The 23,728-nt window shown below is 61.3% G+C and carries 26 protein-coding genes; 16 read left to right on the plus strand and 10 right to left on the minus strand.

Features of this window, described 5'->3' with window-relative positions; translation table 11 throughout:
- Window positions 1–152: 152 nt before the first annotated feature.
- Window positions 153–881, plus strand: coding sequence for a Bax inhibitor-1/YccA family protein (locus GGI60_RS18060; protein WP_183917395.1), 729 nt, complete (start codon window positions 153–155; stop codon window positions 879–881).
- 109 nt (window positions 882–990) lie between these two features.
- Window positions 991–1,548, plus strand: coding sequence for a GNAT family N-acetyltransferase (locus tag GGI60_RS18065; protein ID WP_183917397.1), 558 nt, complete (start codon window positions 991–993; stop codon window positions 1,546–1,548).
- A 6-nt stretch (window positions 1,549–1,554) separates the two neighbouring features.
- On the opposite strand, the gene GGI60_RS18070 is transcribed toward GGI60_RS18065, so the two are convergent.
- The 3 genes from GGI60_RS18070 to acnA form a co-directional block, all read right to left on the minus strand.
- A complete protein-coding gene (locus GGI60_RS18070; RefSeq protein WP_183917399.1) occupies window positions 1,555–1,956 on the minus strand; it encodes a DUF2794 domain-containing protein in 402 nt (133 codons plus the stop codon).
- Between the two features lie 282 nt (window positions 1,957–2,238).
- Window positions 2,239–2,979 (minus strand): thioredoxin family protein, encoded by a 741-nt coding sequence (locus GGI60_RS18075; RefSeq protein ID WP_183917401.1) that lies wholly within the window; start codon window positions 2,977–2,979, stop codon window positions 2,239–2,241.
- Between the two features lie 231 nt (window positions 2,980–3,210).
- The gene (gene acnA, locus GGI60_RS18080; RefSeq protein ID WP_183917402.1) at window positions 3,211–5,901 is read right to left on the minus strand and encodes an aconitate hydratase AcnA; all 2,691 of its coding nucleotides are present in this window, start codon (window positions 5,899–5,901) and stop codon (window positions 3,211–3,213) included.
- Window positions 5,902–6,162: 261 nt separating this feature from the next.
- On the opposite strand from acnA, the gene ccmA reads away from it, so the two are divergent.
- Genes ccmA through GGI60_RS18105 form a run of 5 tightly spaced genes read left to right on the plus strand, consistent with a single transcriptional unit; the run spans window position 6,163 to window position 9,039 of the window.
- A complete protein-coding gene (gene ccmA / locus GGI60_RS18085) occupies window positions 6,163–6,798 on the plus strand; it encodes a heme ABC exporter ATP-binding protein CcmA (RefSeq protein ID WP_183917404.1) in 636 nt (211 codons plus the stop codon).
- Window positions 6,795–7,454 (plus strand): heme exporter protein CcmB, encoded by a 660-nt coding sequence (ccmB, locus tag GGI60_RS18090; RefSeq protein WP_183917406.1) that lies wholly within the window; start codon window positions 6,795–6,797, stop codon window positions 7,452–7,454. The genes ccmA and ccmB overlap by 4 nt, the downstream gene beginning before the upstream one ends.
- 47 nt (window positions 7,455–7,501) lie before the next feature.
- The gene (locus GGI60_RS18095; RefSeq protein ID WP_183917408.1) at window positions 7,502–8,263 is read left to right on the plus strand and encodes a heme ABC transporter permease; all 762 of its coding nucleotides are present in this window, start codon (window positions 7,502–7,504) and stop codon (window positions 8,261–8,263) included.
- Window positions 8,264–8,266: 3 nt separating this feature from the next.
- On the plus strand, window positions 8,267–8,434 hold the full coding sequence (gene ccmD, locus GGI60_RS18100; RefSeq protein WP_183917410.1) for a heme exporter protein CcmD: 168 nt from the start codon (window positions 8,267–8,269) through the stop codon (window positions 8,432–8,434).
- Window positions 8,431–9,039: a DsbE family thiol:disulfide interchange protein gene (locus tag GGI60_RS18105; RefSeq protein ID WP_183917412.1), complete on the plus strand. Its 609-nt coding sequence runs from the start codon at window positions 8,431–8,433 to the stop codon at window positions 9,037–9,039. The genes ccmD and GGI60_RS18105 overlap by 4 nt, the downstream gene beginning before the upstream one ends.
- 41 nt (window positions 9,040–9,080) lie before the next feature.
- Here GGI60_RS18105 and GGI60_RS18110 read toward each other — a convergent pair whose 3' ends face one another.
- The 6 genes from GGI60_RS18110 to GGI60_RS18135 form a co-directional block, all read right to left on the minus strand.
- Window positions 9,081–9,668 (minus strand): DUF2585 domain-containing protein, encoded by a 588-nt coding sequence (locus GGI60_RS18110; protein WP_183917414.1) that lies wholly within the window; start codon window positions 9,666–9,668, stop codon window positions 9,081–9,083.
- Complete coding sequence (locus GGI60_RS18115; protein WP_183917416.1) at window positions 9,665–10,309, minus strand: septation protein A; 645 nt, start codon at window positions 10,307–10,309, stop codon at window positions 9,665–9,667. Before GGI60_RS18115 ends, GGI60_RS18110 begins: the two co-directional genes overlap by 4 nt.
- A gap of 78 nt (window positions 10,310–10,387) precedes the next feature.
- A complete protein-coding gene (gene ftsY, locus GGI60_RS18120) occupies window positions 10,388–11,962 on the minus strand; it encodes a signal recognition particle-docking protein FtsY (RefSeq protein WP_183917418.1) in 1,575 nt (524 codons plus the stop codon).
- 16 nt (window positions 11,963–11,978) lie between these two features.
- Entirely contained in the window at window positions 11,979–13,250 is a 1,272-nt protein-coding gene (mtaB, locus tag GGI60_RS18125) for a tRNA (N(6)-L-threonylcarbamoyladenosine(37)-C(2))-methylthiotransferase MtaB (RefSeq protein WP_183917420.1), read from the minus strand.
- Window positions 13,247–14,152 (minus strand): diaminopimelate epimerase, encoded by a 906-nt coding sequence (dapF, locus tag GGI60_RS18130; RefSeq protein WP_183917422.1) that lies wholly within the window; start codon window positions 14,150–14,152, stop codon window positions 13,247–13,249. The genes mtaB and dapF overlap by 4 nt, the downstream gene beginning before the upstream one ends.
- 112 nt (window positions 14,153–14,264) lie before the next feature.
- Window positions 14,265–14,489, minus strand: coding sequence for a hypothetical protein (locus GGI60_RS18135; protein ID WP_183917424.1), 225 nt, complete (start codon window positions 14,487–14,489; stop codon window positions 14,265–14,267).
- A gap of 400 nt (window positions 14,490–14,889) precedes the next feature.
- Between GGI60_RS18135 and ffh the strand changes: the two genes are divergently transcribed.
- The 9 genes from ffh (at window position 14,890) to leuC (ending at window position 22,785) form a co-directional block, all read left to right on the plus strand.
- Window positions 14,890–16,473 (plus strand): signal recognition particle protein, encoded by a 1,584-nt coding sequence (gene ffh / locus GGI60_RS18140; RefSeq protein ID WP_183917426.1) that lies wholly within the window; start codon window positions 14,890–14,892, stop codon window positions 16,471–16,473.
- A gap of 16 nt (window positions 16,474–16,489) precedes the next feature.
- Window positions 16,490–16,810, plus strand: coding sequence for a chorismate mutase (locus GGI60_RS18145; RefSeq protein WP_011427149.1), 321 nt, complete (start codon window positions 16,490–16,492; stop codon window positions 16,808–16,810).
- Between the two features lie 48 nt (window positions 16,811–16,858).
- Complete coding sequence (rpsP, locus tag GGI60_RS18150; RefSeq protein ID WP_037116834.1) at window positions 16,859–17,230, plus strand: 30S ribosomal protein S16; 372 nt, start codon at window positions 16,859–16,861, stop codon at window positions 17,228–17,230.
- A 116-nt stretch (window positions 17,231–17,346) separates the two neighbouring features.
- Window positions 17,347–17,916, plus strand: coding sequence for a ribosome maturation factor RimM (gene rimM / locus GGI60_RS18155; RefSeq protein ID WP_183917428.1), 570 nt, complete (start codon window positions 17,347–17,349; stop codon window positions 17,914–17,916).
- Entirely contained in the window at window positions 17,916–18,617 is a 702-nt protein-coding gene (gene trmD, locus GGI60_RS18160; protein WP_183917430.1) for a tRNA (guanosine(37)-N1)-methyltransferase TrmD, read from the plus strand. The genes rimM and trmD overlap by 1 nt, the downstream gene beginning before the upstream one ends.
- A gap of 212 nt (window positions 18,618–18,829) precedes the next feature.
- Entirely contained in the window at window positions 18,830–19,366 is a 537-nt protein-coding gene (rplS, locus tag GGI60_RS18165) for a 50S ribosomal protein L19 (RefSeq protein WP_183917432.1), read from the plus strand.
- Between the two features lie 136 nt (window positions 19,367–19,502).
- Window positions 19,503–20,300: a transporter substrate-binding domain-containing protein gene (locus tag GGI60_RS18170; RefSeq protein ID WP_183917434.1), complete on the plus strand. Its 798-nt coding sequence runs from the start codon at window positions 19,503–19,505 to the stop codon at window positions 20,298–20,300.
- A 16-nt stretch (window positions 20,301–20,316) separates the two neighbouring features.
- Window positions 20,317–21,132, plus strand: a complete 816-nt coding sequence (locus tag GGI60_RS18175) for an amino acid ABC transporter permease (protein WP_183917436.1) — start codon at window positions 20,317–20,319, stop codon at window positions 21,130–21,132.
- Between the two features lie 243 nt (window positions 21,133–21,375).
- Window positions 21,376–22,785 carry a 3-isopropylmalate dehydratase large subunit gene (leuC, locus tag GGI60_RS18180; protein ID WP_183917438.1) on the plus strand — a complete coding sequence of 470 codons (1,410 nt, stop codon included), beginning with the start codon at window positions 21,376–21,378 and terminating at the stop codon, window positions 22,783–22,785.
- Between the two features lie 108 nt (window positions 22,786–22,893).
- Here leuC and GGI60_RS18185 read toward each other — a convergent pair whose 3' ends face one another.
- Window positions 22,894–23,724, minus strand: a complete 831-nt coding sequence (locus GGI60_RS18185) for an aldo/keto reductase (protein WP_183917440.1) — start codon at window positions 23,722–23,724, stop codon at window positions 22,894–22,896.
- Between the last annotated feature and the right edge of the window lie 4 nt (window positions 23,725–23,728).

Below are 23,728 nucleotides of genomic sequence, written 5' to 3' on the forward strand. Positions count from 1 at the left end.
TTACGGCGATTTAACCGGCCGGGCCTTTGCAAGCCTCTTGTTTGCAAGGAGCGAAGGCCTCATATTGTCTGCAGGCATGCTGGAGCTCCGCAGCGGCGCCCGGGTCGAAAACCCCGACACCGTATCTCTATCGGAGCTTGTAAGAGGAAACTATGGCTGATCTTCGTAACTATCAAAGCCGCGCTCAGACCGGCGAGATGATTGATCAAGGCCTGCGCGCTTATATGCTCAAGGTCTACAACCTGATGGCGCTGGGTCTGGCGATCACCGGTGTGGCCGCATATCTGTCGTTCCAACTCGCTTTCGCCAATGGCGAGATTACCGCTTTCGGCCAGGCGATCTATCTGAGCCCGCTGAAATGGGTGGTCATTCTGGCGCCGCTGGCTCTGGTGTTCTTCCTGAGCTTCCGGATCCAGAGCATGACGGTGAGCGCCGCCCAGACGACCTTCGCGATCTATGCCGCGCTTGTCGGCCTGTCGCTCTCGTCGATCTTCCTGATCTATACCGGTCAGAGCGTCGTTCAGACCTTCTTCGTCACCGCCGCCTCCTTCGGCGCGCTGTCGCTTTACGGCTACACGACGAAGCGTGACCTGTCGGCAATCGGCTCGTTCCTGATCATGGGTCTGTTCGGCCTGATCATCGCGTCGATCGTCAATGTCTTCCTGGCCTCGTCCGCGATGCAGTTCGCAATCTCGGTGATCGGCGTGCTGATCTTCGCAGGTCTTACCGCCTACGACACGCAGCGGATCAAGGAGCTCTACTACGAAGCTGATGACGTCGCTGTTGCCGGCCGCAAGGCGATCATGGGCGCGCTGACGCTCTATCTCGACTTCATCAACCTCTTCATGTTCCTGCTGCAGTTCATGGGCAACCGTAAATAAGCAGGTCCATCAAGATCGAAAAAGGCGGCTTCGGCCGCCTTTTTTGTTGCGCTATTTTCGAAGGAATGGTTTTAGAGGAGCTCTGCCTCGCCGTTGGAGCAGCTCCTCGATGTCCTTCCTTTTGCGCGACGCCTCTCAAGCCGATATCCCCGCCATTACCGGGATTTATCGCGACTCCGTCCTGAACGGTGTTGCGAGTTACGAGATAATACCGCCCTCCGAGGCCGAGATGGCGCAGCGTTTTGCTGCGATCGCCGGCCAGCAATATCCCTATATCGCCGCAGTCGATGAGGCCGAAAACTTCCTCGGCTACGCCTATGCCTCGGCCTTTCGCACCCGCCCGGCCTATCGCTGGATGGTGGAGGATTCTATTTACTTGGCGCCCGAAGCGCGCGGCCGCGGCATCGGCAAGGCGCTGATGAGCGAATTGATCGATCGCTGCACCGCCCTTGGTTTTCGTCAGATGGTGGCCGTCATCGGCGGCGCAAGTCCCGCCTCGATCGCGCTTCATCTCAAGGCGGGCTTCTTGGAGGTTGGCCTGATGCAAGGCACGGGCTACAAGCACGGCCGCTGGCTCGACACGATGCTCATGCAGCGCAGCCTCGGCCAGGGCATGACAACCGATCCGGATCCATCCGCCTATCCCGGGACGCTGTTTGCAGGCTGATCAAGCCTACTTGTCGACCAGCTTCAGAGCCTTGTCGAACACTTTCAGCACCAGGTTCAGCTCGTGTCCGCGCTTCAGGATCATGCCGTTGACGTTGATGACGGAATAGGCACCTTGCTTGGCGGCGAGCTTCGGGTTCTTTTCGATTCGGAAGAGCGGCATTTCGCCGGAGCGCTTGAAGACGGAAAACACCGCCCTGTCTTTCAGGTGATCGATGGCGTAATCGCGCCATTCGCCCTCCCCGACCATGCGGCCGTAGATCCGCAGGATCGCGTCGAGTTCGCGCCTATGGAAAGTCACCGGAAGCGGGTCTTTGCTTTGTTTGTATTCCCTGAGATCGACGACGACTGAAGAACTATTGTCGACGAAGCGGCTTTCGCCGTGTCGCAAATCCGGCTGATCTGTCATCAGTCTCCCGAGGCCTCCGCTTGTGACAGGAGAATGACAGTTTGCCCGAGCCGACACAAATTGCAAGAGTGCGGTCCGTCACATTCGGCCGCAGTGGAAGACACGACGCTTTCTCTGCGGCGCCGCATTTCAGTCAAAACAGCGCCTCATTTGCAGGGGAATTATGCATCCCGGTTTGGCGCCAGCGCGCCAAAGGGCCCGGCGGAGCGTATCGACCTTAACCCCAGCCCCGAATACGCTCAGCCGGGCCGCCCGGACTTTCATCCGCATCAGAATGAAATTTCAGATATTTTTGCCCGCCATCACCACGGTCGCGCCAAGGATCGCGGCCGGATCGCCGTTTGCGGTCGCCGACTGCAGCAGGATAGCGCAACCCTCTAGCTGCGGCCGCTGCAGCACGCTTGCCGGCAGCGTCAGATTGGTCGCCTTGCCATCCCACATGCCGACGGTTTCGACGTTGGTGACGCTGTGCAGATAGGAGAGCTTCTTGCCGCTGTTCTCGCCTTTTTCGACCTCAATCGTCTTTTCCTTGTCGAAATAGACCATGACGACATTGGCTTTGCCCTGCCCTGCGCCGATCTTGATCTCCAATTCGTCACCGCGCATCGACGCACTGACGGGAACGGTCAGGCCGTTGCCTTCGCCGCTATAGGTGTCGATCTTGCTGTTGATGCCGTTGAGATCGGCGCCGGCCAGATGCCCGCGCCCGTTGACGATCGCCTGCGGCGTGTAGACGTTGCTGCGGCCCATCGTCCTGGCATAGCCATATTGCCGCTCGGTGTTTTCCTTCGAGCTCAGCGTATCGGCCCAGCCGAGATAATTCCAGTAATCGACGTGATAGGCGAGCGCGATGACATCGCCCTGATTCACCAGCTTGCGGAAAGCCGCATCAGCGGGGGGACAGGAGGAGCAGCCCTGCGCCGTGAAGAGTTCGACGACGCCTTTCGGCGTGTCGTCTTCGGCACGCAGCGGGCCTGCGAGAACAACAGCGGCCAATAGCGGGATCAAGAATCGGGGGGACATTCATGCACCTCTTTTTCAGCGCCGACGGCGTATTGGAACCAACGGCGCTGAGATATGAACGTACGAATAATCCTTCCGGGTCCAAACGAAAAGTCACGAACGGGTGAGACGCGGCACGACCGGAAGCCGCGGAAAACAAATCATCGTGAGTTCGCTCGATGACTGCCGCTGCATAAGAAAGCCGCCGGAAATTGCTTTCCGGCGGCCATGATCATGTCGGGCTCGTAACGGTCAGGCAGCGAGATCGCGCAGGACCGTCTGCAGGATGCCGCCATTGTTGAGGTAGATTACCTCGTCGAGCGTATCGACACGCGACAGCAGCGGAACGTCCTTCACGGTGCCGTCGCTATAGGTGATCTTGGCGATCTTCCGCTCGCGCGGCTTGATCTTGTCCAGGCCCTCGATGGTGACAAGTTCGTCGCCCTTGAGGCCAAGGCTCTGCCAGGTCGTGCCCTCTTCGAAGACGAAGGGGATGACGCCCATGCCGACCAGGTTCGAGCGATGGATGCGCTCGAACGACTGGGCGATCACCGCCTTGACGCCGAGCAGGTTGGTGCCCTTGGCCGCCCAGTCGCGCGAGGAGCCGTTGCCGTATTCGACACCGGCGAAGATGACGAGCGGCACGCCTTCGGACTTGTACTGCATCGCCGCGTCGTAGATCGAGGTCTCTTCCTTCGACGGATAGTGAATGGTGTAGCCACCTTCCTTACCGTTCGGGCCGAGCATGTGGTTGCGGATGCGGATATTGGCGAAGGTGCCGCGCATCATCACTTCATGGTTGCCGCGGCGCGTGCCGTATTGGTTGAAGTCGGCAACCGCAACGTCATGACCGATCAGATAGGCGCCAGCCGGCGATGCCGCCTTGATCGAACCGGCCGGAGAGATGTGGTCGGTGGTGATCTTGTCACCGAACAGACCGAGGACGCGCGCACCCTTGATGTCCGAGACGCCGGTGCCCTTCTTGCCCATGCCGACGAAGTAAGGTGGGTTCTGGACATAGGTCGAATTGTCGTCCCAGGCATAGGTCTGGCCCGGCGGAACCTGAACGGCCTGCCAGTTTACGTCGCCCTTGAAGACGTCGGCGTACTTGCTTTCATAGAGCTCGCGGGTCACGTATTTCAGGATGAATTCCTGCACCTCTTGCGAGGTCGGCCAGATGTCCTTGAGGTAGACGGGGTTGCCGTCCTGGTCTTCGCCGATCGGCTCCTTCGTCAGGTCCTTCTGAACCGTGCCGGCAAGCGCGTAAGCAACGACGAGCGGTGGCGAAGCGAGGTAGTTCGCCTGGACGTCAGGCGAGATACGGCCTTCGAAGTTACGGTTGCCGGAGAGCACGCCGGATACGATTAGGCCCTTGTCGTTGATCGTCTTCGAGATCGGCGCCGGAAGCGGGCCGGAATTGCCGATGCAGGTGGTGCAGCCGAAGCCGACAAGGTTGAAGCCGAGCTTGTCGAGATCGGCCTGCAAACCGGACTTGGCGAGATATTCGCCGACCACCTGCGATCCCGGTGCCAGCGAAGTCTTGACCCACGGCTTGGTCTTCAGGCCCTTGGCAACGGCGTTGCGGGCAAGCAGGCCGGCAGCGATCAGAACCGACGGGTTGGAGGTGTTGGTGCAGGAGGTGATGGCGGCAATCGCGACATCACCATGGCCGAGGTCGAAATCGGTGCCCTCGACAGCGTAGCGGTTGTTGAGCTGCCCGGGCTTCTTGTAGTCGGCTTCCATCGAGCCAGCGAAGCCGGAAGCGATGTTCTCGAGCGCGATGCGGCCTTCCGGACGCTTCGGGCCGGCCATCGACGGCACGACGTCACTGAGATCGAGTTCCAGCGTATCGGTGAAGACGAGATCGGAACCATCGCCTTCGCGCCACATGCCCTGGGCCTTCGAATAGGCTTCGACCAGCGCGATCCGGTCATGCGTGCGGCCGGACATGGTGAGGTAGTTGATGGTTTCGCCGTCAACAGGGAAGAAGCCGCAGGTGGCGCCATATTCCGGACCCATGTTGCCGATCGTCGCACGGTCGGCGAGCGGCATGTTGTCCATGCCGGGGCCGAAAAATTCGACGAACTTGGAAACGACGCCCTTCTTGCGCAGCATCTGCACGACGGTCAGAACGAGGTCGGTCGCGGTGACGCCTTCCTTGAGCTTGCCGGTCAGCTTGAAGCCGATGACTTCGGGAAGAAGCATGGAAACAGGCTGGCCGAGCATGGCTGCTTCTGCTTCGATACCGCCCACGCCCCAGCCGAGTACGCCGAGACCGTTGATCATCGTCGTATGGCTGTCGGTGCCGACGCAGGTATCCGGATAGGCGATCGTCTCGCCGTCCTCTTCCTTGGTCCAGACTGTCTGGCCGAGATATTCGAGGTTGACCTGGTGACAGATGCCGGTGCCGGGAGGCACGACGCGAAAGTTCTTGAAGGCCTGCTGGCCCCACTTCAGGAAGCGGTAGCGCTCGCCGTTGCGCTGATATTCCAGCTCGACGTTCTTGGCGAAGGCCTGCGGCGTGCCGAATTCATCGACGATGACGGAGTGGTCGATGACGAGGTCGACGGGAACGAGCGGGTTGATTTTCTCGGGATTGCCGCCGAGCGACACCATCGCGTCGCGCATCGCGGCAAGATCGACGACGGCGGGAACGCCGGTGAAGTCCTGCATCAGCACGCGCGCCGGGCGATAGGCGATTTCGTTTTCGACCGCACCCTTGTTGTTCAGCCATTCGGCAACGGCCAGGATGTGCTCCTTGGTGACCGACTGGCCGTCTTCGAAGCGCAGCAGGTTTTCGAGCAGCACCTTCATCGAATAGGGAAGCTTCGAGACGCCGGGCAGACCGTTTGCCTCAGCCTTGGGCAGGCTGTAATAGACATAGTCCTTCCCGTTTACCGAAAGCGTGGAACGACAATTGAAACTGTCAAGAGATTTAGACACGAGAGACCCCGTTTCTGATAGCCAACACAGTCGTGCGAACGCCTATGCACTTAATGCACATCAGGATGCGGGTACGGCCATTTCCGCTGTCCGCACGTGGAACAGACGCTCCAAGTTCGGCGCAAGGATGAAATTCACGCCGACCGCTGGCGTGGTTGCAGGTCTTATAGATAATTTCGTAAAAACTTGCCATACCCGGAAACGGTCAAAATCCGACATTTTTTGACCCCTCCGAAGCCGAAACGAAGAAAGAGCCGATGCATGCATCTCACCGCCGAAAGTCTGGCCGCAAGGCGCGGTGACGATCTCATTTTCGTTAATATTTCCTTTCACTTGGCAGCCGGCGAAGCACTCGTTCTTACGGGCAGAAATGGATCGGGAAAGTCCACTTTGCTGCGCGTTGTCGCCGGCCTCCTCAGGCCTGAAAGGGGCGCTGTCGTCTTTCATGGCGACGGCAGCCGGGAAGGCCGGCATCCCGGCGAGGTCTGCCACTACCTCGGCCATCGAAATGCAATGAAGAATGAACTTACGGTTGCAGAGAATCTGGATTTCTGGCGGAGCTTTCTCGGCAACGCGGGCCTCTCCACCGAGGACGCCGCCGAGGCCGTCGGCCTTGCCGGAATTAGTCACCTTCCCTTCGCCTATCTCTCCGCCGGCCAGCAGCGCCGATTCGCCTTTGCCAAGCTGCTCGTCGCCCGCCGGCCCGTCTGGATCCTCGACGAACCCACCGCGGCACTCGATGCCAGCGCCGACCAGCTATTCGCAGGATTAATCGAAACGCATCTGAGAAGGGGCGGCATCGTGGTGGCGGCGACGCATCAGCCGCTGGGGTTGAAGAATGTGCAGGAATTGAAGATGACGGGCTTTGCCGGGGTGGATCAGGGGGTGTGGGGATGACCGCCCTCTTCCTCCGCGATCTCAAGCTCTCGATCCGCGCCGGCGGCGGCGCGCTGATCGGCGTGCTGTTCTTCCTGACCGTCGTTGCCGTCATCCCCTTCGGCGTCGGGCCGGATCTCAAGCTTCTCTCCCGCATCGGCCCCGCCATCGTCTGGATCGGCGCCCTGCTTGCAGCCCTTCTTGGCCTCGACCGCCTGTTCCAGGCCGAGCGCGACGATGGATCGCTCGACCTGATGCTGACGCAGGAAACACCGCTTGTCCTCACCGTCCTGATCAAATGCTGTGCCCACTGGACGTCCACCAGCCTGCCTTTGGTCATCGCCTCGCCGCTGCTCGGCCTCTTCATGAATATGGACGAGACGGCGATCGGCGCGACCGCGCTGACGCTGCTTGTCGGCTCGCCGGCCATCACCTTCATCGGCGCCGTCGGCGCCGCCGTTGCCGTGGCGCTCCCCCGCGGCGGCCTGCTGGTCTCGATCCTGGTGCTGCCGCTGACGATCCCGGTGTTGATCTTCGGGGTCAGCGCCACCTATGCCGCGGTCGAGGATCCCGCACTGTTCCTGCCGCCTTTTCTCATCCTTATCGCGCTCACGCTGTTCTTCGCCGTCATTGGCCCGGCTGCCGCCGCCCTTGCGCTGCGAAACACGGCGGAGTGACTGGCATTCGATTGCGGGAAAAGCCGGATCAAGATAAGGAAGCGGTCATGAGTGAACCGAGCCTTGCGATCAGTAAATTCAGCGATCTCGCCAACCCGACACGGTTTCTGGCGCTGGCGGCACGCGTCATTCCGTGGCTGGCCGGTTTCACCGCCCTCTGTTTCGCGGTCGGCCTCTTTCTCAGCTTTTCCACCGAAGGCGATTACCAGCAGGGCGAGACGGTGCGCATCATGTATGTCCATGTGCCTGCCGCCTGGCTTTCGATGCTATGCTACACGATCATGAGCATCTCGGCGATCGGCACGCTGGTCTGGCGCCATCCGCTGGCCGACGTCTCCGCCAAGACCGCAGCCCCGCTCGGCGCCACCTTCACTCTGCTGGCGCTCGTCACCGGCTCGCTCTGGGGCAAGCCGATGTGGGGCACCTGGTGGGTGTGGGACGCGCGGCTGACCTCGGTCTTCATTCTCTTTCTGATGTATCTCGGCCTGATTGCGCTGAGCCGCGCCATCGACGATCCGTCGAAGGCCGCACGGGTCTGCGCCGTGCTCATCCTCGTCGGCTTCGTCAATATTCCGATCATCAAGTTCTCTGTCGAATGGTGGAACACGCTGCACCAGTCGGCAAGCGTGCTGCGGGTCGGCGGTCCGGCGATCGATCCGGAATTCCTGCGCCCGCTCCTCGTCATGGCGATCGCCTTCACCCTCCTCTTCTTCACCTTGCACATCATGGCGATGAGGAACGAGATCTGGCGCCGCCGCATCGCCGCCCAGCGCCGCCTTGCCGCCCGCATGGCGAGCCGGGAGGAATAGGTCATGACGCACGCCTTCTACGTCTACGCCTCCTACGGCTTTGCGGCCCTCGTGACGGTCGCCGTCACCTTCTGGACCTGGGCCGACGGTCGGGCGCGCCGCCGCGAACTTGCAGCGCTCGAAGCCGCAGGCATTCGCCGCCGCTCGGCGCGCACGAGGGACGGCGAATGAACGAGACCCCCGAAACCAGAACCGTCAGGCCGCGCGGACTTGGCCGCTACGCTCTGGCGCTTCTGCCACTGATCGTCTTCGGCGCCATAGCCGCGACCGCCGCAAAGATGCTCTACGACCAGGATTTCCATGGCAAGACCATCGCCGAAATCCCCTCGGCCCTGATCGGCACCAAGACGCCGGCGCTGAATCTTCCGCCGCTCGACGGGGCAAACCTGCCGGCGCTCACCGATGCGGCGATCAAGGGCAAGCTGACCCTCGTCAACGTTTTCGCTTCCTGGTGCCTTCCCTGCAGGGACGAACATCCGATCTTGAAGGAACTGGCGAAAGACGGTCGGCTCAACATCGTCGCCATCAATTACAAGGACAAGAACGACAACGCCCTGCGTTTCCTCGGCGAACTCGGGAATCCCTATCGGGCGATCGGCATCGATCCGAACGGCAAGGCGGCAATCGACTGGGGTGTCTACGGTATCCCGGAAAGCTATCTGGTCGGCGCCGACGGCACGATCCTCTACAAGCGCGTCGGTCCCTTCGACGATATTAGCCTGAAGGAAGGGCTGTTTCCGGCGATGGAAAAGGCGCTGGCGAAGCCGGCTTCGTAAGTCAAGAAAGACCCTCCGCACAAGGAGGATATCGAGGCAGGTTAAGCTCCACCCTGCCAGACCTTGATCGCCTCCACAGGCCAGACCAGCATCAGCACGTTCAGCGTCAGATTATCGCGGATGACATAGCCGGTGAAAATCTCAAAGAAGATGGCGATCGCCACCGTGACCGCCACGGGCACCCGTGAGGCGAAAAAGAAGCCGAGGCACATGAAGGCGGTGTCCATTGCCGAATTCACGATGCTGTCGCCGTAATAATCGAGTGCGATCGTCGCCGTGCGGTAGCGGTCGATGATCAGCGGCGAATTTTCGAGCAGTTCCCAGCCGGATTCGATCACCAGCGCCAGGAGCAGCCGCGCCGCAAGCGGCTTGTGGCGCAGAACCAGGTGGCCGAGCCCGTAAAACAGGAAGCCGTGGATGATGTGCGACGGCGTGTACCAGTCGGAAAGATGCTGCGAATTGCCGCTGGTATTGACCCCGCCTTCCCAAAGCTTGACATAACCGCAGGCGCAGATCGGCACCCGGCCCATCAGATATTCGGCGACGACCTGGGCGACCAGCACCGCAAGACAGGCGACCAGCCAGAAGCTCTGGTGTCTGACACGAAATCCGGCGTCCGCTGTGCTCACGTCTCACCGTCCGTTTCCAGGTTGACGCTATGTTTCAGCACCAGCGGCATCTGCGCTAGCGTGAAGATGATGGTGATCGGCATCGTGCCCCAGACTTTGAAGGCGACCCAGGTATCGTCGGAAAAATTGCGCCAGACGACTTCGTTGAGCACGGCTAGGAATAGGAAGAAGACGCCCCAGCGGATGGTAAGCTTGCGCCAGCCCTCTGCATCGAGCTGGAAGGCAGCGTTGAAGACATAACCGAGCAGCGAGCGGCCGAAGGCGAGCCCGCCCAGCAGCGCGACTCCGAAGAGCGCATTGACGATGGTCGGCTTCATTTTGATGAAGGTCTCGTTCTGCAGCCAGATCGACAGAGAGCCGAAGATAACGACGACGATGCCGGAGACAAAGGGCATGATCGGCAAATGGCCGAGCACGATCTTCGACACAATCAGCGAAGTGACCGTCGCTGCCATAAAAAGCGCGGTCGCGACGAACAGAGGACCGCCCAGTTCCGAAAGGGCAGGAAATCTTTCCACCAGCCATTGACCGCGCAGATTGGCAAAAAAGAAGACCATCAGCGGCCCGAGTTCCAGCGCCAGTTTCAGCATCGGATGATGGCGGTCGGCCGCGCTCGGCGTGATATCGCTTTCGGTGGTCATGCGTTCTTCGAACCTGCTATTCCTGAAAATTCGTTTCCCGACCGTCCCTTGCAGGCTTTCGGCGGCTTATCTGTGGCATCATTGCGGAAGCCCGGCAATGGCATGGGCGAAATCCTCTGCCTCGAACGGCTCGAGATCGTCGACCCCTTCGCCGACGCCGATGAAATAGACCGGCAGCTTGTGCTTGGCGGAGATCGCGACGAGAATGCCGCCGCGCGCCGTGCCGTCGAGTTTGGTCATGATCAGCCCGTTGACGCCGGCGACATTGCGGAAGATCTCGACCTGGCTCAGCGCATTCTGCCCCGTCGTGGCGTCGAGCGTCTGCAGCACCGTATGGGGCGCATCAGGATCAAGTTTGCCGAGCACGCGCACAATCTTCTCGAGCTCGGCCATCAGTTCGGCCTTGTTCTGCAGGCGACCGGCGGTATCGACGATCAGCACGTCGCATTTTTTCGCCTTCGCCTGTTCGAATGCGTCATAGGCAAGACCGGCGGCATCGGCGCCGAGCTTGGTGCCGACGAATTCGGAATTGGTCCGCTCGGCCCAGATCTTCAGCTGCTCGATCGCCGCCGCGCGGAATGTATCGCCGGCAGCCAGCATCACCTTCAGCCCGGCGCCTGAAAGCTTCGCCGCGAGCTTGCCGATCGTCGTCGTCTTGCCGGTGCCGTTGACGCCGACAACGAGAATGACATGCGGCTTGTGCGAGAGGTCGAGCTGCAGCGGCTTGGCGACCGGCTTCAGCACTTTGGCAATTTCGGATGCCATGATGCGACTGACATCCTCGCCGGTCACATCCTTGCCGTAGCGTTCGGAAGCGAGTGTATCGGTAACGCGAAGCGCCGTCTCGACGCCGAGATCAGCCTGGATCAGCAGGTCTTCGAGATCCTGCAGCGTCTCGTCGTCGAGCTTGCGCTTGGTGAAGAGCGCAGTGATCTGGTTGGTGAGCTGCGAGGAGGTGCGCGCAAGGCCGTTGCGCAGTCGCTGGAACCAGCTGAGTTTCGCCTGCGGAGCGATAGGCTGCGGTTCGACGATCGCAGGGCCGGTGGCGAAGCCTTTAGGGAGGATCGGAGATTCAGGCTTTGGCTGTTCCGCAGCAGCTTCGGAGGGCTCGCCAGGTGAGATACCCCCCTCTGCCCTGCCGCGCATCTCCTCGACAAGGGGGGAGATCGGCTGAACGGCGATGTCTTTTTCCGCATCGATCTCAGCAGGGGTTTCCTCCGAGAGCGCTTCTATTACCTCGGCGGTCTCTTCGACCGAAGCCAGCATGTCAGCCTCCAAACGATCTCCCCCCTTGTCGGGGAGATGTCCCGAAGGGACAGAGACGGGTGCTTCCACCTCGCTCTCGGCAATTGCCTGCGTCTCTGCTTCAGCTTCGGCCTCCAGCAGTGAAAGCGGCACCAGCCCGAACTCGCTCATCTGATCTGCGGGAGGCAAAGGCAACGACTCATCGAGGATGTTTAATTCCTCGGCCTCGCCGACATCCGCCGCCGGTCCACCCGCGGTATCCAACTTCTCGGAAAGAACGGGATCGTCGGTGACCGGCAGATCTTCGTCGCGCGAGCGCGGCTCGAGTTCCCTTTCCACGGCATCGGGCACGGGCTCTTCAGCCGGCTTGCCGAAGGTAAAGACCTTTTTGATGAAACTGAGCGCCATGAGAATTCCGTGAAAGTCAGGCCGCTGCGGCCGTCAATTGCATGTCGAGATGCTTGCCATTGTGGCCGGTGATGGTGGCCGGCACAAGTTCGCCGGGGCAGAGGCCGGCGGCTGCAACCAGCGTGAAGTTCTCGGTATGCGCCAGGCCGTTGTTTTCGACGAGCAGCCACTGCCGGGTTCCGATCATGCCGTCGAGATGGGATTGATGGAGCTTATGTCCAGTGGCGCGCAGCCGTGCGGCACGATCCTTGACCAGCGATCGGTCGAGCTGCGGCATGCGGGCGGCCGGCGTGCCGGGACGCGGGCTGTAGGGGAAAACATGCAGATGCGCGATGCCGGCTTCTTCGGCGAGCCGCACCGCATTGCCGAACATTTCCTCGGTTTCCGTCGGGAAGCCGGCGATCATATCGGCGCCGAAGCTCATTTCGGGGCGGAGACGCCGCGCATCCTCGATGAAGCGCAGCGCATCGGCGCGCGAATGCCGGCGCTTCATCCGCTTCAGAATCATGTCGTCGCCATGCTGCAGCGACAGATGCAAATGCGGCATGAAACGCGATTCTTCGGCGATGAGATCCATCAGATGAGCATCGGCCTCGATGCTGTCGATCGAGGAAAGCCTGAGACGGCGAATATCCGGGATCTGCTTCAAGAGCGTCTTCGCCAGAAGCCCGAGCGTCGGCGCTCCCGGCAGGTCGCCGCCATAGCTGGTGGCATCGACGCCGGTCAGGACGATCTCGCGATAACCGCTGTCGGCGAGCTTGCGGGCCTGATCGACGACGGCTCCCATCGGCACGGAGCGGGAATTGCCGCGGCCATAGGGGATGATGCAGAAGGTGCAGCGGTGGTCGCAGCCGTTCTGCACCTGGATGAAGGCACGCACGTGGCCGTCGATGTGCCTGACCATCTGCGGCGCCGTCGCCTTGACGCTCATGATGTCGTTGACGCGCAACTTCTCTTCGGCCGAAACGCCGAAATCCGGCAGGCTGCGATAGGAAGCGCTCGAAAGCTTCTCCTCATTGCCGAGCACCGCATCGACCTCTGCCATTTCGGCAAAGGTCTGTTTTTCCGTCTGCGCGGCGCAGCCGGTGACGATGATGCGGGCATGCGGATTGTCGCGCCGCGCTCGGCGGATCGCCTGGCGAGCCTGGCGCACGGCCTCTCCGGTCACCGCGCAGGTATTGACCAGGATGGCATTGTTGAGCCCGGCCTTCTCGGCCTGCGCCTTCATCACTTCGGATTCATATGTGTTGAGGCGGCAGCCGAAGGTAATGACCTCGATGCCGCTCACTGCGCCTCCGCCCCTCGGGTATCATCGCGCGACCAGAGGCCGGTTGAAGGATCGAGCCTGCCCGACCATTCCCACTCGGCCGGACCGGTCATGATGACGTGATCGTCGCGCTCGCGCCATTCGATCGAAAGTGTCGCCGGCGGCTTGGCGCTTGCCACATTGATCGTCACCGTGCGGCCGGTGCGGCCGGTGCGCGCGGCGCTGACGGCGGCGGAACAGGCGGCCGAACCGCAGGCAAGCGTCAATCCCGCGCCGCGCTCCCAGGTGCGCGTCGTCAAGGATGTCGGCGAGGTCACCTGCGCGAGTGTTATATTGGCGCGCTCGGGAAACATCGGATGGTTTTCGAGCAGTGGCCCGAAGCGGGCGAGATCATAGGACATCACGTCCTTGTCCACCCAGAAGATCGCATGCGGGTTGCCCATCGACATGGCCGAAGGCGAATGCAGCACCGGATTGTCGATCGGGCCGATCTGCAGCTCGATGCGGCTGGTATCGTGGAATTCTTCGGCCAGCGGGATCTTGTCCCAATCGAAGACCGGCCGGCCCATATCGACGGAAATCGTCCCGTCCTCGTGCTCGACGGCATTGAGGATGCCGGCGACCGTCTGGAAGGTGAAGGCCTTCCGGCCGGTCTCGGCGGCAAGCGCCTGCACGACGCAGCGTGTGCCGTTACCGCAGGCCTGCGCCTTCGAACCATCGGAATTCAGGATATCGATGAAGGCATCGGTGCCATCGGCCTTCGGATCATGGATCGCCATGATCTGGTCGAACTCGGTCTCAGGATCGGCATTGAGCGCGACCGCCGCCGCGGGCGTCACCTTGTCCGGCCGGCCACGCATGTCGACGACCAGGATCTTGTTGCCAAGCCCGTTCATCCTCGCGAATTCGACCGTTGCGCTCATAGTATCATTCCGTCCGTGTTTCCGCTGTATATGGCGGAAATGCGAAGGAATTACCAGTGGGTGAGTGCCGGGCAGCCATTGCCGCCGGCCGCCCTTGCGAGGCAGTCCGGCTTTACCGCTCAGTACCGTTGGAATTGAAGGACACCGCATGCGCCTCGACGATGGCGGCAGTGATGACCTTTCTCAGCTCGTAGACCAGCGAGCGGGATCGTTTGCGATCCAGATTCTGTGCCGCCTTTGCAAGACTAAGGCCTTCATTCAGAACAATATGATGAGCCCGCGCCAGTGCCCAGCTCTCAATATCAGCATTGATCATTCGATATCTCCGCCGGATCATCCGGCATCAAGGATATTCACGAATCATTTTACAGGATGCAGTTAAGTAGAAAGTAGAATCACAAGTGGAATATTTTGCAACTGGGCTCCATCGCGAATTGGGGCCGCCGGCCGGAATTTTTACTGTGACATATACGCGAAAGGGCATCCGAAACTTCCGCGAGGCGACCATCCCACGCATTCGCCTTGACTTTCGCGCGGCTTTCCTGTTTATCGCGCCCAATCCGCGACGAGCCGCATGACTCCGAGCCGCCGACCGGGACCTGAGATCCCGGAGGTCAACACCCGACAGCGCGATGCGCCCTCGGGTGCCTTTTGGCTTTGCGTCTTGTTTTCGTCAAGGAAAAGCACGACGTTTCCGGGCAGATCGAACCCGCCCGAAACGTATCAAGGAAGAGCCGATGTTTGAAAACCTCCAGGACCGTCTTGGATCCATTCTGAATGGACTGACAGGCCGTGGCGCGCTTTCGGAAGCCGATGTTTCCGCAGCGCTGCGCGAGGTTCGCCGTGCGCTGCTGGAGGCCGACGTCGCGCTCGACGTCGTGCGTTCCTTTACCGACCGCGTGCGTGAAAAGGCCGTCGGCGCCGAGATCCTGAAGTCGATCAAGCCCGGCCAGATGGTGGTCAAGATCGTCCATGACGAACTGATCGAGATGCTGGGCGGCGAAGGCGTCGGCATCGACCTGCATGCGCCCGCTCCCGTCGTCGTCATGATGGTCGGCCTGCAGGGCTCCGGCAAGACGACGACGTCAGCCAAGATCGCCCATCGGCTGTCGACGCGCGAGAAGAAGAAAGTGCTGATGGCGTCGCTCGACACGCGCCGTCCGGCAGCCCAGGAGCAGCTTCGCCAGCTCGGCGCCCAGGCCAGCATCGACACGCTGCCTGTTATCGCTGGCCAGTCGCCGACCGATATCGCTGCCCGTGCGGTGCAGGCGGCCAAGCTCGGCGGCCATGACGTCGTCATCCTCGACACTGCCGGCCGCACCCATATCGACGAACCCTTGATGGTCGAGATGGCCGACATCAAGAAGCGTTCGAACCCGCATGAAATCCTGCTGGTCGCCGACAGCTTGACCGGTCAGGATGCCGTCAACCTCGCCCGCAATTTCGACGAACGCGTCGGCATCACCGGCCTCGTGCTGACCCGCATGGACGGCGACGGCCGCGGCGGCGCCGCCCTTTCGATGCGCGCCGTCACCGGCAAGCCGATCAAGCTGATCGGCGTCGGCGAGAAGATGAGCGAGCTCGAGGAGTTCCATCCCCGCCGCATCGCCGACCGCATTCTCGGCATGGGCGACATCGTCTCGCTCGTCGAGCGCGCGGCGGAAAATATCGACGCCGAGAAGGCGGCTGCCATGGCCGCCAAGATGGCCAAGGGCAAGTTCGATCTCGACGACCTCGCCGACCAGCTGCGCCAGATGCAGAAGATGGGCGGCATGGGCGGCATCATGGGCATGATGCCCGGCATGGCAGGCATGAAGGACAAAATGGCCGCCGCCGGCCTCGACGACAAGCTTTTCGGCCGCCAGATCGCCATCATCCAGTCGATGACCAAGGCCGAGCGCGCCAATCCAGACCTGCTCAAGCATTCGCGCAAGAAGCGCATCGCCGCCGGCTCCGGCACCGATGCCGCCGCCATCAACAAGCTTCTGAAGATGCACCGCCAGATGGCTGACATGATGAAGATGATGGGCGGCAAGGGCAAAGGCGGCATGATGAAGCAGATGATGGGCGGCCTTGCCGGCAAGATGGGGCTTGGCGGCCTGGGCGGTATGGGCGGCGGCATGCCCGATCTCTCGAATATCGACCCTAAGCAGCTCGAAGCCCTGCAGAAGCAGGCCGAAGCGGCGGGGCTTGGAAAGCCGGGTGGGGGTATGCCCGGTCTCGGCGGTCTGCCGGGTGGTTTGCCGGGCCTCGGCGGCGCCAAGCTGCCGGGCCTCGGCGGTGGTTTCCCGGGATTGCCCGGTTTGCCGAAGAAGAAGTGAAAGGATCGTTTGCCCCATGATTGATCCGGACGTCAAAGCCCAGCTCGCGAGCTACCGTCAGTCGATCGACAACATCGATGCCGCTCTCGTGCACATGCTGGCCGAACGCTTCCGCTGCACCAAAGAGGTCGGCGTGCTGAAGGCCAAATACAATCTGCCGCCGGCCGATCCGGCGCGCGAGGAATACCAGATCGAACGCCTTCGCCAGCTGGCGAAAGCGGCCAATCTGGACCCGGATTTCGCCGAGAAGTTCCTGAACTTCGTCATCAAGGAAGTCATCCGGCATCATGAGCAGATCGCTGCGGATCACGCTGAACAGAGCGCCGCAGCCCGATAACCATACCGCCTCACGAAGCGGTCAAGAAAAGCCTAAGGAGTAAAGAACATGGCACTGAAAATTCGTCTCGCCCGCGGTGGCTCCAAGAAGCGTCCGTACTACCACGTCGTTCTCGCCGATGCGCGCAGCCCGCGTGACGGCCGCTTCCTCGAAAACCTCGGTTCCTGGAACCCGATGCTCGCCAAGGACGACGAGAAGCGCGTTCAGCTGAATGCCGAGCGCATCAAGCACTGGCTCGATAACGGCGCCCAGCCGACCGACCGCGTTCTGCGCTTCCTCGATGAAGCTGGCGTTGCCAAGCGCGAAGCCAAGAACAACCCGGTCAAGGCAAAGCCCGGCAAGCGCGCCCAAGAACGCGCCGCTGAAAAGGCGCAGAAGGCCGCTGACGCCGCCGCTGCTGCTGCCGACGCTGCGGAATAATCGGGACCTTCCCCAATCGAACGGGCGGCATGGCGACATGCCGCCCGTTTTCGTTTCCAATTACCTGCACTTCGTTTATGAGAAGCCTGTCTTTCCGGCTTCACATGAAGGAACCCATGACAAAGCTTGAAAACCCCGTTCTGATGGCGACGATCGGCGGCGCGCAGGGCCTGCGCGGTGAAGTGCGCGCCAAGGCCTACACCGCCGACCCGACGGCGCTCGGCGATTACGGCCATCTGCACAGCATGGACGGACGCAGCTTCGAAATCCTCGAAATCCGCGAGATGAAGAATGTCGTGGTGGTCCGTTTCCGCGGCATTAACGACCGCAACGCCGCCGAGGCGCTGAACGGCCTGGAACTCTACATCGAGCGCGACAATCTGCCCGACGAGGAGTTGGAGGACGACGAGTTCTACTATGCCGATCTCGAAGGACTCGAGGCGCAGGACGATCAGGGCGTCAGCTACGGCACCGTCACCGGCGTCTTCGATTTCGGCGCCGGCGATCTTCTGGAACTCAAAGGTCCGGGCAAGCGCCCGGTGCTTATCCCCTTCTCGGAAGCCTCAGTGCTGGAAATCGACCTCGAAGCCGGCACATTGCTGATCGATCCGCTGGCGGCGGGTTTGATCGACAATCCCGAAGAGATTTCGAAATTCACCCCGGACAAACCGAAAAAGAAGAAGTGATGGCTTTCCGGGCGAGCGTGCTGACACTCTATCCGGAAATATTTCCGGGGCATCTGGGCTTTTCGCTCGCCGGCAAGGCGATGCAGCGCGGGCAATGGTCGCTGGACGCCGTGCAGATTCGCGATTTCGCCACCGACAAACATCGCACCGTCGACGACACCCCGGCCGGCGGCGGCGCCGGCATGGTGCTGAAACCCGACGTGCTCGCCCGCGCCATCGACAGTACCTGTCAAAACGATACTCGCCCGCGCCTGCTGATGAGCCCGCGTGGGCGGCCGCTGACGCAGCAGCGCGTGCGCGAACTGGCGGCGGGCGACGGCGTCGTCATCGTCTGCGGCCGCTTCGAGGGCGTCGACCAGCGGGTGATCGAAGCACGGGGGCTGGAAGAGGTCTCGGTCGGCGACTACGTGCTGTCGGGCGGCGAACCGGCGGCGTTGATTGTGCTCGATGCGATCATCCGCATCCTGCCCGGCGTCATGGGCAACGATCTTTCCGGCCTGCATGAAAGCTTCGAAGGCGGACTGCTGGAACATCCGCATTATACGAGGCCGCAGGAGTGGGAAGGCCGGGAAATCCCCCCCATCCTGACGTCGGGCAACCACGGCGCCATCGAAAAGTGGCGCCACGAGGAGGCGGTGCGCCTGACGCGGGAGCGGCGGCCGGATCTCTTCGAAAAGGCTGAGCCTAAGAAAATCGGCTGATTCCACCCTCCCCTTCACAAAATTGTCGTGCGAGGGATGACAAGGCCCGGCCTTTCGTGTATTGGCGCACGCGGAAATGGGGTTAGCCCCGTCTGCCAGCAAACAAAGAATGGCGAATCCGCTCCCGCCCCGAAGGGGCAAAATCCTGAGGCTCACCCAAGGGATCTGTGCCGAGCGCTCTGGCTGTTTCAGAAGAACCAAAGGTTAAGACGATGAACATCATTCAGCAGCTTGAGGCCGAACAGGCCGCCAAGATCGAAGCCAAGCGCACCCTCCCCGAATTCTCCCCAGGCGATACCGTCCGCGTCAACGTGAAGGTCACGGAAGGCAACCGTACCCGCGTTCAGGCCTATGAAGGCGTCTGCATCGCCCGCTCCGGCGGCGGCCTGCAGGAAAACTTCACCGTTCGCAAGATCTCCTACGGCGAAGGCGTCGAGCGCGTATTCCCGGTTTACTCGCCGATGATCGAAAGCGTCGACGTCGTCCGCCGCGGTAAGGTCCGTCGCGCCAAGCTCTACTACCTGCGCGACCGTCGCGGCAAGTCCGCCCGTATCGTTGAAGACACCGGCGTCCGCGCCCGCAAGCTCAACGACGCCGAACGCGCCGCCGTTGCCGAGGAAAAGGCACGCATCGAAGCTGAAAAGGTTGCAGCCGCTCAGGCGCTCGCCGCCGAAAAGGCAGCAGCAGAAGCCGCCGAAGCCAAGGCCGCTGCTGAAGCAGCAGCCGCCGCGGAAACGGCAGCAGAATAATATCTGCGAAAAATTCTATTTCTGGAAAGGCGGTCTTCGGATCGCCTTTTCTCTTTTTTGCGCGCCCGCGCCGCGGCGGCCTTGCCTTCGGCAGGTCTTCCGTGACAATTTTCGCGTTCAATCCGGGAGCCATTCCATGCTGTTTCGTCGTACCGTTCTTGCGGGCTTTGCCGCCCTTGCGCTCGCTCCTTTAACCGTGTCGGCAGCCGAACTGCCCGATCTCGGCGGCAAGAGCGTCGTCGTCGTCACCGAAAATGCCTATCCGCCGCTGCAGTTCGTCGATCCGAAATCCGGCAAGGCGATCGGCTGGGAATATGATGCGATGAACGAGATCGCCAAGCGGCTGAACTTCAAGGTCGAATATCAGAACACCAGCTGGGACGCGATGATCCAGGCGGTCTCAGACGGCCAGTACAATATCGGCATGACCGGCATTACCATCAAGGACGACCGCAAGCAGAAGGTCGATTTCTCCGATCCCTATATGCGCTCACAACAGTTCATGCTGGTGCGCGGCGACGAGAAGCGCTTCACCGACGCCAAGAGCTTTGCCGCCTTCAACGCCGGCCTGATTGGCGCCCAACCCGGCACCTCGCCTTTTTATACTGCCGTTTATGAAATCCTCGATGGCAACGAACAGAACCCGCGCATCAAGCTTTTCGAAACCTTCGGCGCGACCGTGCAGGCGCTGAAGACCGGCGACGTCGACCTCGTGCTGACCGACAGCGTCGCGGCCAAGGGCTATGTCGATTCCTCGAATGGCGGGCTGAAGGTGGTCGGCGAAGCGCTCGGCACCGAGGACTTCGGCTTCATCTTCCCGAAGGGGTCGGATCTCGTCGGCCCCGTCAATGCCGCTATCGCAGATCTGAAGGCGGACGGCACCTTTGATGCGCTGAACAAGAAGTGGTTCCTCGACTACAAGATGGGCGAATAACCCCGAGCGATCGCAGATGGCGCCACAACCATCCCTGCGACATGAGAAGGACGACCGTCCCTGGTGGCTGGTCGTCCTTGTTCTGATCGGCCTCGTTCTCGCCGTCGTTATCATCACCAACGACATTTACACGCAGGTCTTCCGGACCGTGGTGAATGGCGCCGGCATCACCGTGTTCGTGACGCTCGTCGCCTTCATGCTGGCGACAGTGCTTGGTCTCGGCATCGCGCTGCTCGGCCTGGCCGACAGCATCGTGCTGCGCCAGCTCGCCCGCTTCTATATCGAGATCATCCGCGGCATCCCGATCCTGGTGCTGCTCTTCTACATCGCTTTCGTCGGCGCGCCGGGTCTTGTCGCGGCCTATAACTTCATCATCACGCCACTGGTGACGAGCGGCGTCGCCGAACCGATCCTCGTGCGCGACCTTTCGCTGATGTGGCGCGCTATCATCGCGCTGATGATCGGCTATTCCTCCTTCATTGCCGAGATCTTCCGCGCCGGCTTCCAGTCGGTCGATATCGGCCAGATCGAGGCGGCCAAATCCCTCGGCCTGTCGCGCTACCGCCGCTTCCGGCTCGTCGTCTTCCCGCAGGCGATCCGAGTCATCTTCCCGCCGCTTTCCAACGACTTCGTCTCGATGGTGAAGGATTCGTCTCTTGTCTCGGTTCTCGGCGTGGCCGACATTACCCAGATGGGCAAGGTCTACGCCTCCGGCTCCTTCCGCTTCTTCGAGACTTATTCGATCGTCACCTATATCTACCTGATCCTGACGATCGGCCTGTCACTGGCGCTGCGGCGCATTGAAAAGAAGATGAAGCAGAAGCCGCGCTGAGCCACAGCACGATTCGAATTGCCGTTTCGTTCAAAAATCGCTATATGCGGGCGATGGAATCCAAGTTCAGATGCACTGGCGCGCATATTTTCGTGCTGCAGGACCATTATCGCCTGCCGGCGCGGTTCTTTGCATGCGTATCCGGTGCGCTCAACAGCCGACTTCGTTGATCGAATGACGGCCGGCGGAGCCTGATCCGCTTTTTCCCGATTTTCCAAAGCATCCAAAAACGGACTTACCGCCATGAGCGCACCGCGTACCCTCTACGACAAGATCTGGGACGACCACCTGGTCGACGAACAGGCCGACGGAACCTGTCTTCTCTACATCGACCGCCACCTGGTCCACGAGGTCACCTCGCCGCAGGCCTTCGAAGGCCTGCGCATGAGCGGCCGCAAGGTCCGCGCGCCGGAAAAGACGCTCGCCGTCGTCGACCACAATGTTCCGACATCGGCCGACCGCCATCTCGGCATCAAGAACGAAGAAAGCCGCATCCAGGTCGAGCAGCTCGCCAAGAATGCCGCCGAGTTCAACGTCGAATATTATTCCGAGAACGACAAGCGCCAGGGCATCGTGCACATCATCGGGCCGGAACAGGGCTTCACTCTGCCCGGCATGACGATCGTCTGTGGCGACAGCCACACCTCGACCCACGGCGCCTTCGGCTCGCTCGCTCATGGTATCGGCACGTCTGAGGTCGAGCACGTTCTCGCCACCCAGACGCTGATCCAGAAGAAAGCCAAGAACATGCTGGTGCAGGTCGACGGCCAGCTGCCGGCAGGCGTCACCGCCAAGGACATCGTTCTTGCCATCATCGGCGAGATCGGCACGGCGGGCGGCACCGGCTACGTCATCGAATATGCCGGCGAAGCGATCCGCGCGCTGTCGATGGAAGGCCGCATGACGATCTGCAACATGTCGATCGAAGGCGGCGCCCGCGCCGGCCTGATCGCCCCCGACGAAGTCACCTTCGAATATATCAAGGGCAAGCCGCGCGCGCCGAAGGGCGAAGCGCTGGAACAGGCGATCGCCTATTGGAAGACGCTGAAATCAGACGAAGGCGCTCATTTCGACCGCGTCGTCAAACTGAACGCCGCCGAACTGCCGCCGATCGTCTCCTGGGGCTCCTCGCCTGAGGACGTCGTCTCCGTCCAGGGCATCGTACCGAATCCGGATGAAATCCAAGACGAAACGAAGCGTGCCTCAAAGTGGCGCGCCCTTGATTATATGGGCCTCAAGCCGGGCACGAAAATGACCGACATCGCAGTCGATCGCGTCTTCATCGGCTCCTGCACCAACGGCCGCATCGAAGACCTGCGCGCCGCTGCCAAGGTCGTCGAGGGCAAGACCGTTGCCTCGACCGTCAACGCCATGATCGTTCCGGGCTCCGGCCTCGTCAAGGAACAGGCGGAAGCCGAAGGCCTCGACAAGATCTTCAAGGCCGCGGGCTTCGACTGGCGTGAGCCGGGCTGCTCCATGTGCCTTGCCATGAACGATGACCGCCTGAAGCCAGGTGAGCGTTGCGCCTCCACGTCGAACCGCAATTTCGAAGGCCGTCAGGGTTTCAAGGGGCGCACGCATCTCGTCTCACCGGCCATGGCCGCCGCCGCCGCGATTGCCGGGCACTTCGTCGATATCCGCGAATGGAACTGATCCGTCCGAAGGAATGAAGGATAAAGCCGCCCGATGCGCATCAGCGCATCGGGCGGCTGCTATATTGCGACCCCGACAGCCGATCGGCGGCATCCTCGCAACCGGCAATCAGAAAGCTGCCGTCATCGGATCCGGCCCCATGCGGGCGCCGGCATTGTCGAGCTTAGCGATCGCCGCCATGTCGTCGGCATCGAGCTCGAAATCGAACACCCGGAAGTTCTCCTCGATGCGCGACGGCGTCACCGACTTCGGGATGACGACGAGGCCGGTATCGATATGCCAGCGAATGATGACCTGAGCCGGCGTCTTCCGATGCTTCTTGGCAATCTCACCGATCGCGGGATTCGAGATAAATTTCCCCTGGCCGAGCGGGCTCCAGGATTCGGTGGCGATGTTGAGTTTCTTGTGAACCCCTTGCGCCGCCTTCTGCTGGAAGTCGGGATGCAGCTCGATCTGGTTGATGACAGGAACGACGCCGGTTTCGCCGATGATCCGCTCCAGATGCTCGGGATAAAAATTCGACACACCGATCGAACGCGCGCGCCCCTCTTCCCTTAGGCGAACGAACGCCTTCCAGGTTTCGGTGTAGAGGCCGCGATGCGGCGACGGCCAGTGAACGAGATAGAGGTCGACATAGTCGGAGCCGAGCTTTTTCAGGCTGCCGTCGAAGGCACGCAGCGTATTGTCGTAGCCTTGGTCTGTGTTCCTGAGCTTGGTAGTGACGAAGATGTCCTTGCGGTCGAGGCCGGAGGAGCGGATGCCTTCGCCGACACCCTCCTCGTTGTCGTAACCGGACGCCGTATCGATATGACGATAACCGGCGGCAATGGCAGTGCGCACCGTCGGAGCGGCAATCTCCTGCGGCGTCTGCCAAACGCCGAGCCCGACCTGCGGAATGGAATGTCCGTCATGGAAAGTGATGATGGGTTGAGCGGTCACAATA

The organism is Rhizobium lentis, assembly GCF_014200175.1.
Classification (GTDB): Bacteria; Pseudomonadota; Alphaproteobacteria; order Rhizobiales; family Rhizobiaceae; genus Rhizobium; species Rhizobium mulingense.

Excerpts from the sequence above, each read along its gene's own strand:
- GGI60_RS18060 (WP_183917395.1), top strand. The coding sequence starts at position 153 with ATGGCTGATCTTCGTAACTATCAAAGCCGCGCTCAGACCGGCGAGATG.
- GGI60_RS18065 (WP_183917397.1), top strand. The coding sequence starts at position 991 with ATGTCCTTCCTTTTGCGCGACGCCTCTCAAGCCGATATCCCCGCCATT.
- GGI60_RS18070 (WP_183917399.1), bottom strand. The coding sequence starts at position 1,956 with ATGACAGATCAGCCGGATTTGCGACACGGCGAAAGCCGCTTCGTCGAC.
- GGI60_RS18075 (WP_183917401.1), bottom strand. The coding sequence starts at position 2,979 with ATGTCCCCCCGATTCTTGATCCCGCTATTGGCCGCTGTTGTTCTCGCA.
- ccmA (WP_183917404.1), top strand. The coding sequence starts at position 6,163 with ATGCATCTCACCGCCGAAAGTCTGGCCGCAAGGCGCGGTGACGATCTC.
- ccmB (WP_183917406.1), top strand. The coding sequence starts at position 6,795 with ATGACCGCCCTCTTCCTCCGCGATCTCAAGCTCTCGATCCGCGCCGGC.
- GGI60_RS18095 (WP_183917408.1), top strand. The coding sequence starts at position 7,502 with ATGAGTGAACCGAGCCTTGCGATCAGTAAATTCAGCGATCTCGCCAAC.
- ccmD (WP_183917410.1), top strand. The coding sequence starts at position 8,267 with ATGACGCACGCCTTCTACGTCTACGCCTCCTACGGCTTTGCGGCCCTC.
- GGI60_RS18105 (WP_183917412.1), top strand. The coding sequence starts at position 8,431 with ATGAACGAGACCCCCGAAACCAGAACCGTCAGGCCGCGCGGACTTGGC.
- GGI60_RS18115 (WP_183917416.1), bottom strand. The coding sequence starts at position 10,309 with ATGACCACCGAAAGCGATATCACGCCGAGCGCGGCCGACCGCCATCAT.
- ftsY (WP_183917418.1), bottom strand. The coding sequence starts at position 11,962 with ATGGCGCTCAGTTTCATCAAAAAGGTCTTTACCTTCGGCAAGCCGGCT.
- dapF (WP_183917422.1), bottom strand. The coding sequence starts at position 14,152 with ATGAGCGCAACGGTCGAATTCGCGAGGATGAACGGGCTTGGCAACAAG.
- GGI60_RS18135 (WP_183917424.1), bottom strand. The coding sequence starts at position 14,489 with ATGATCCGGCGGAGATATCGAATGATCAATGCTGATATTGAGAGCTGG.
- ffh (WP_183917426.1), top strand. The coding sequence starts at position 14,890 with ATGTTTGAAAACCTCCAGGACCGTCTTGGATCCATTCTGAATGGACTG.
- GGI60_RS18145 (WP_011427149.1), top strand. The coding sequence starts at position 16,490 with ATGATTGATCCGGACGTCAAAGCCCAGCTCGCGAGCTACCGTCAGTCG.
- rpsP (WP_037116834.1), top strand. The coding sequence starts at position 16,859 with ATGGCACTGAAAATTCGTCTCGCCCGCGGTGGCTCCAAGAAGCGTCCG.
- rimM (WP_183917428.1), top strand. The coding sequence starts at position 17,347 with ATGACAAAGCTTGAAAACCCCGTTCTGATGGCGACGATCGGCGGCGCG.
- trmD (WP_183917430.1), top strand. The coding sequence starts at position 17,916 with ATGGCTTTCCGGGCGAGCGTGCTGACACTCTATCCGGAAATATTTCCG.
- rplS (WP_183917432.1), top strand. The coding sequence starts at position 18,830 with ATGAACATCATTCAGCAGCTTGAGGCCGAACAGGCCGCCAAGATCGAA.
- GGI60_RS18170 (WP_183917434.1), top strand. The coding sequence starts at position 19,503 with ATGCTGTTTCGTCGTACCGTTCTTGCGGGCTTTGCCGCCCTTGCGCTC.
- GGI60_RS18175 (WP_183917436.1), top strand. The coding sequence starts at position 20,317 with ATGGCGCCACAACCATCCCTGCGACATGAGAAGGACGACCGTCCCTGG.
- leuC (WP_183917438.1), top strand. The coding sequence starts at position 21,376 with ATGAGCGCACCGCGTACCCTCTACGACAAGATCTGGGACGACCACCTG.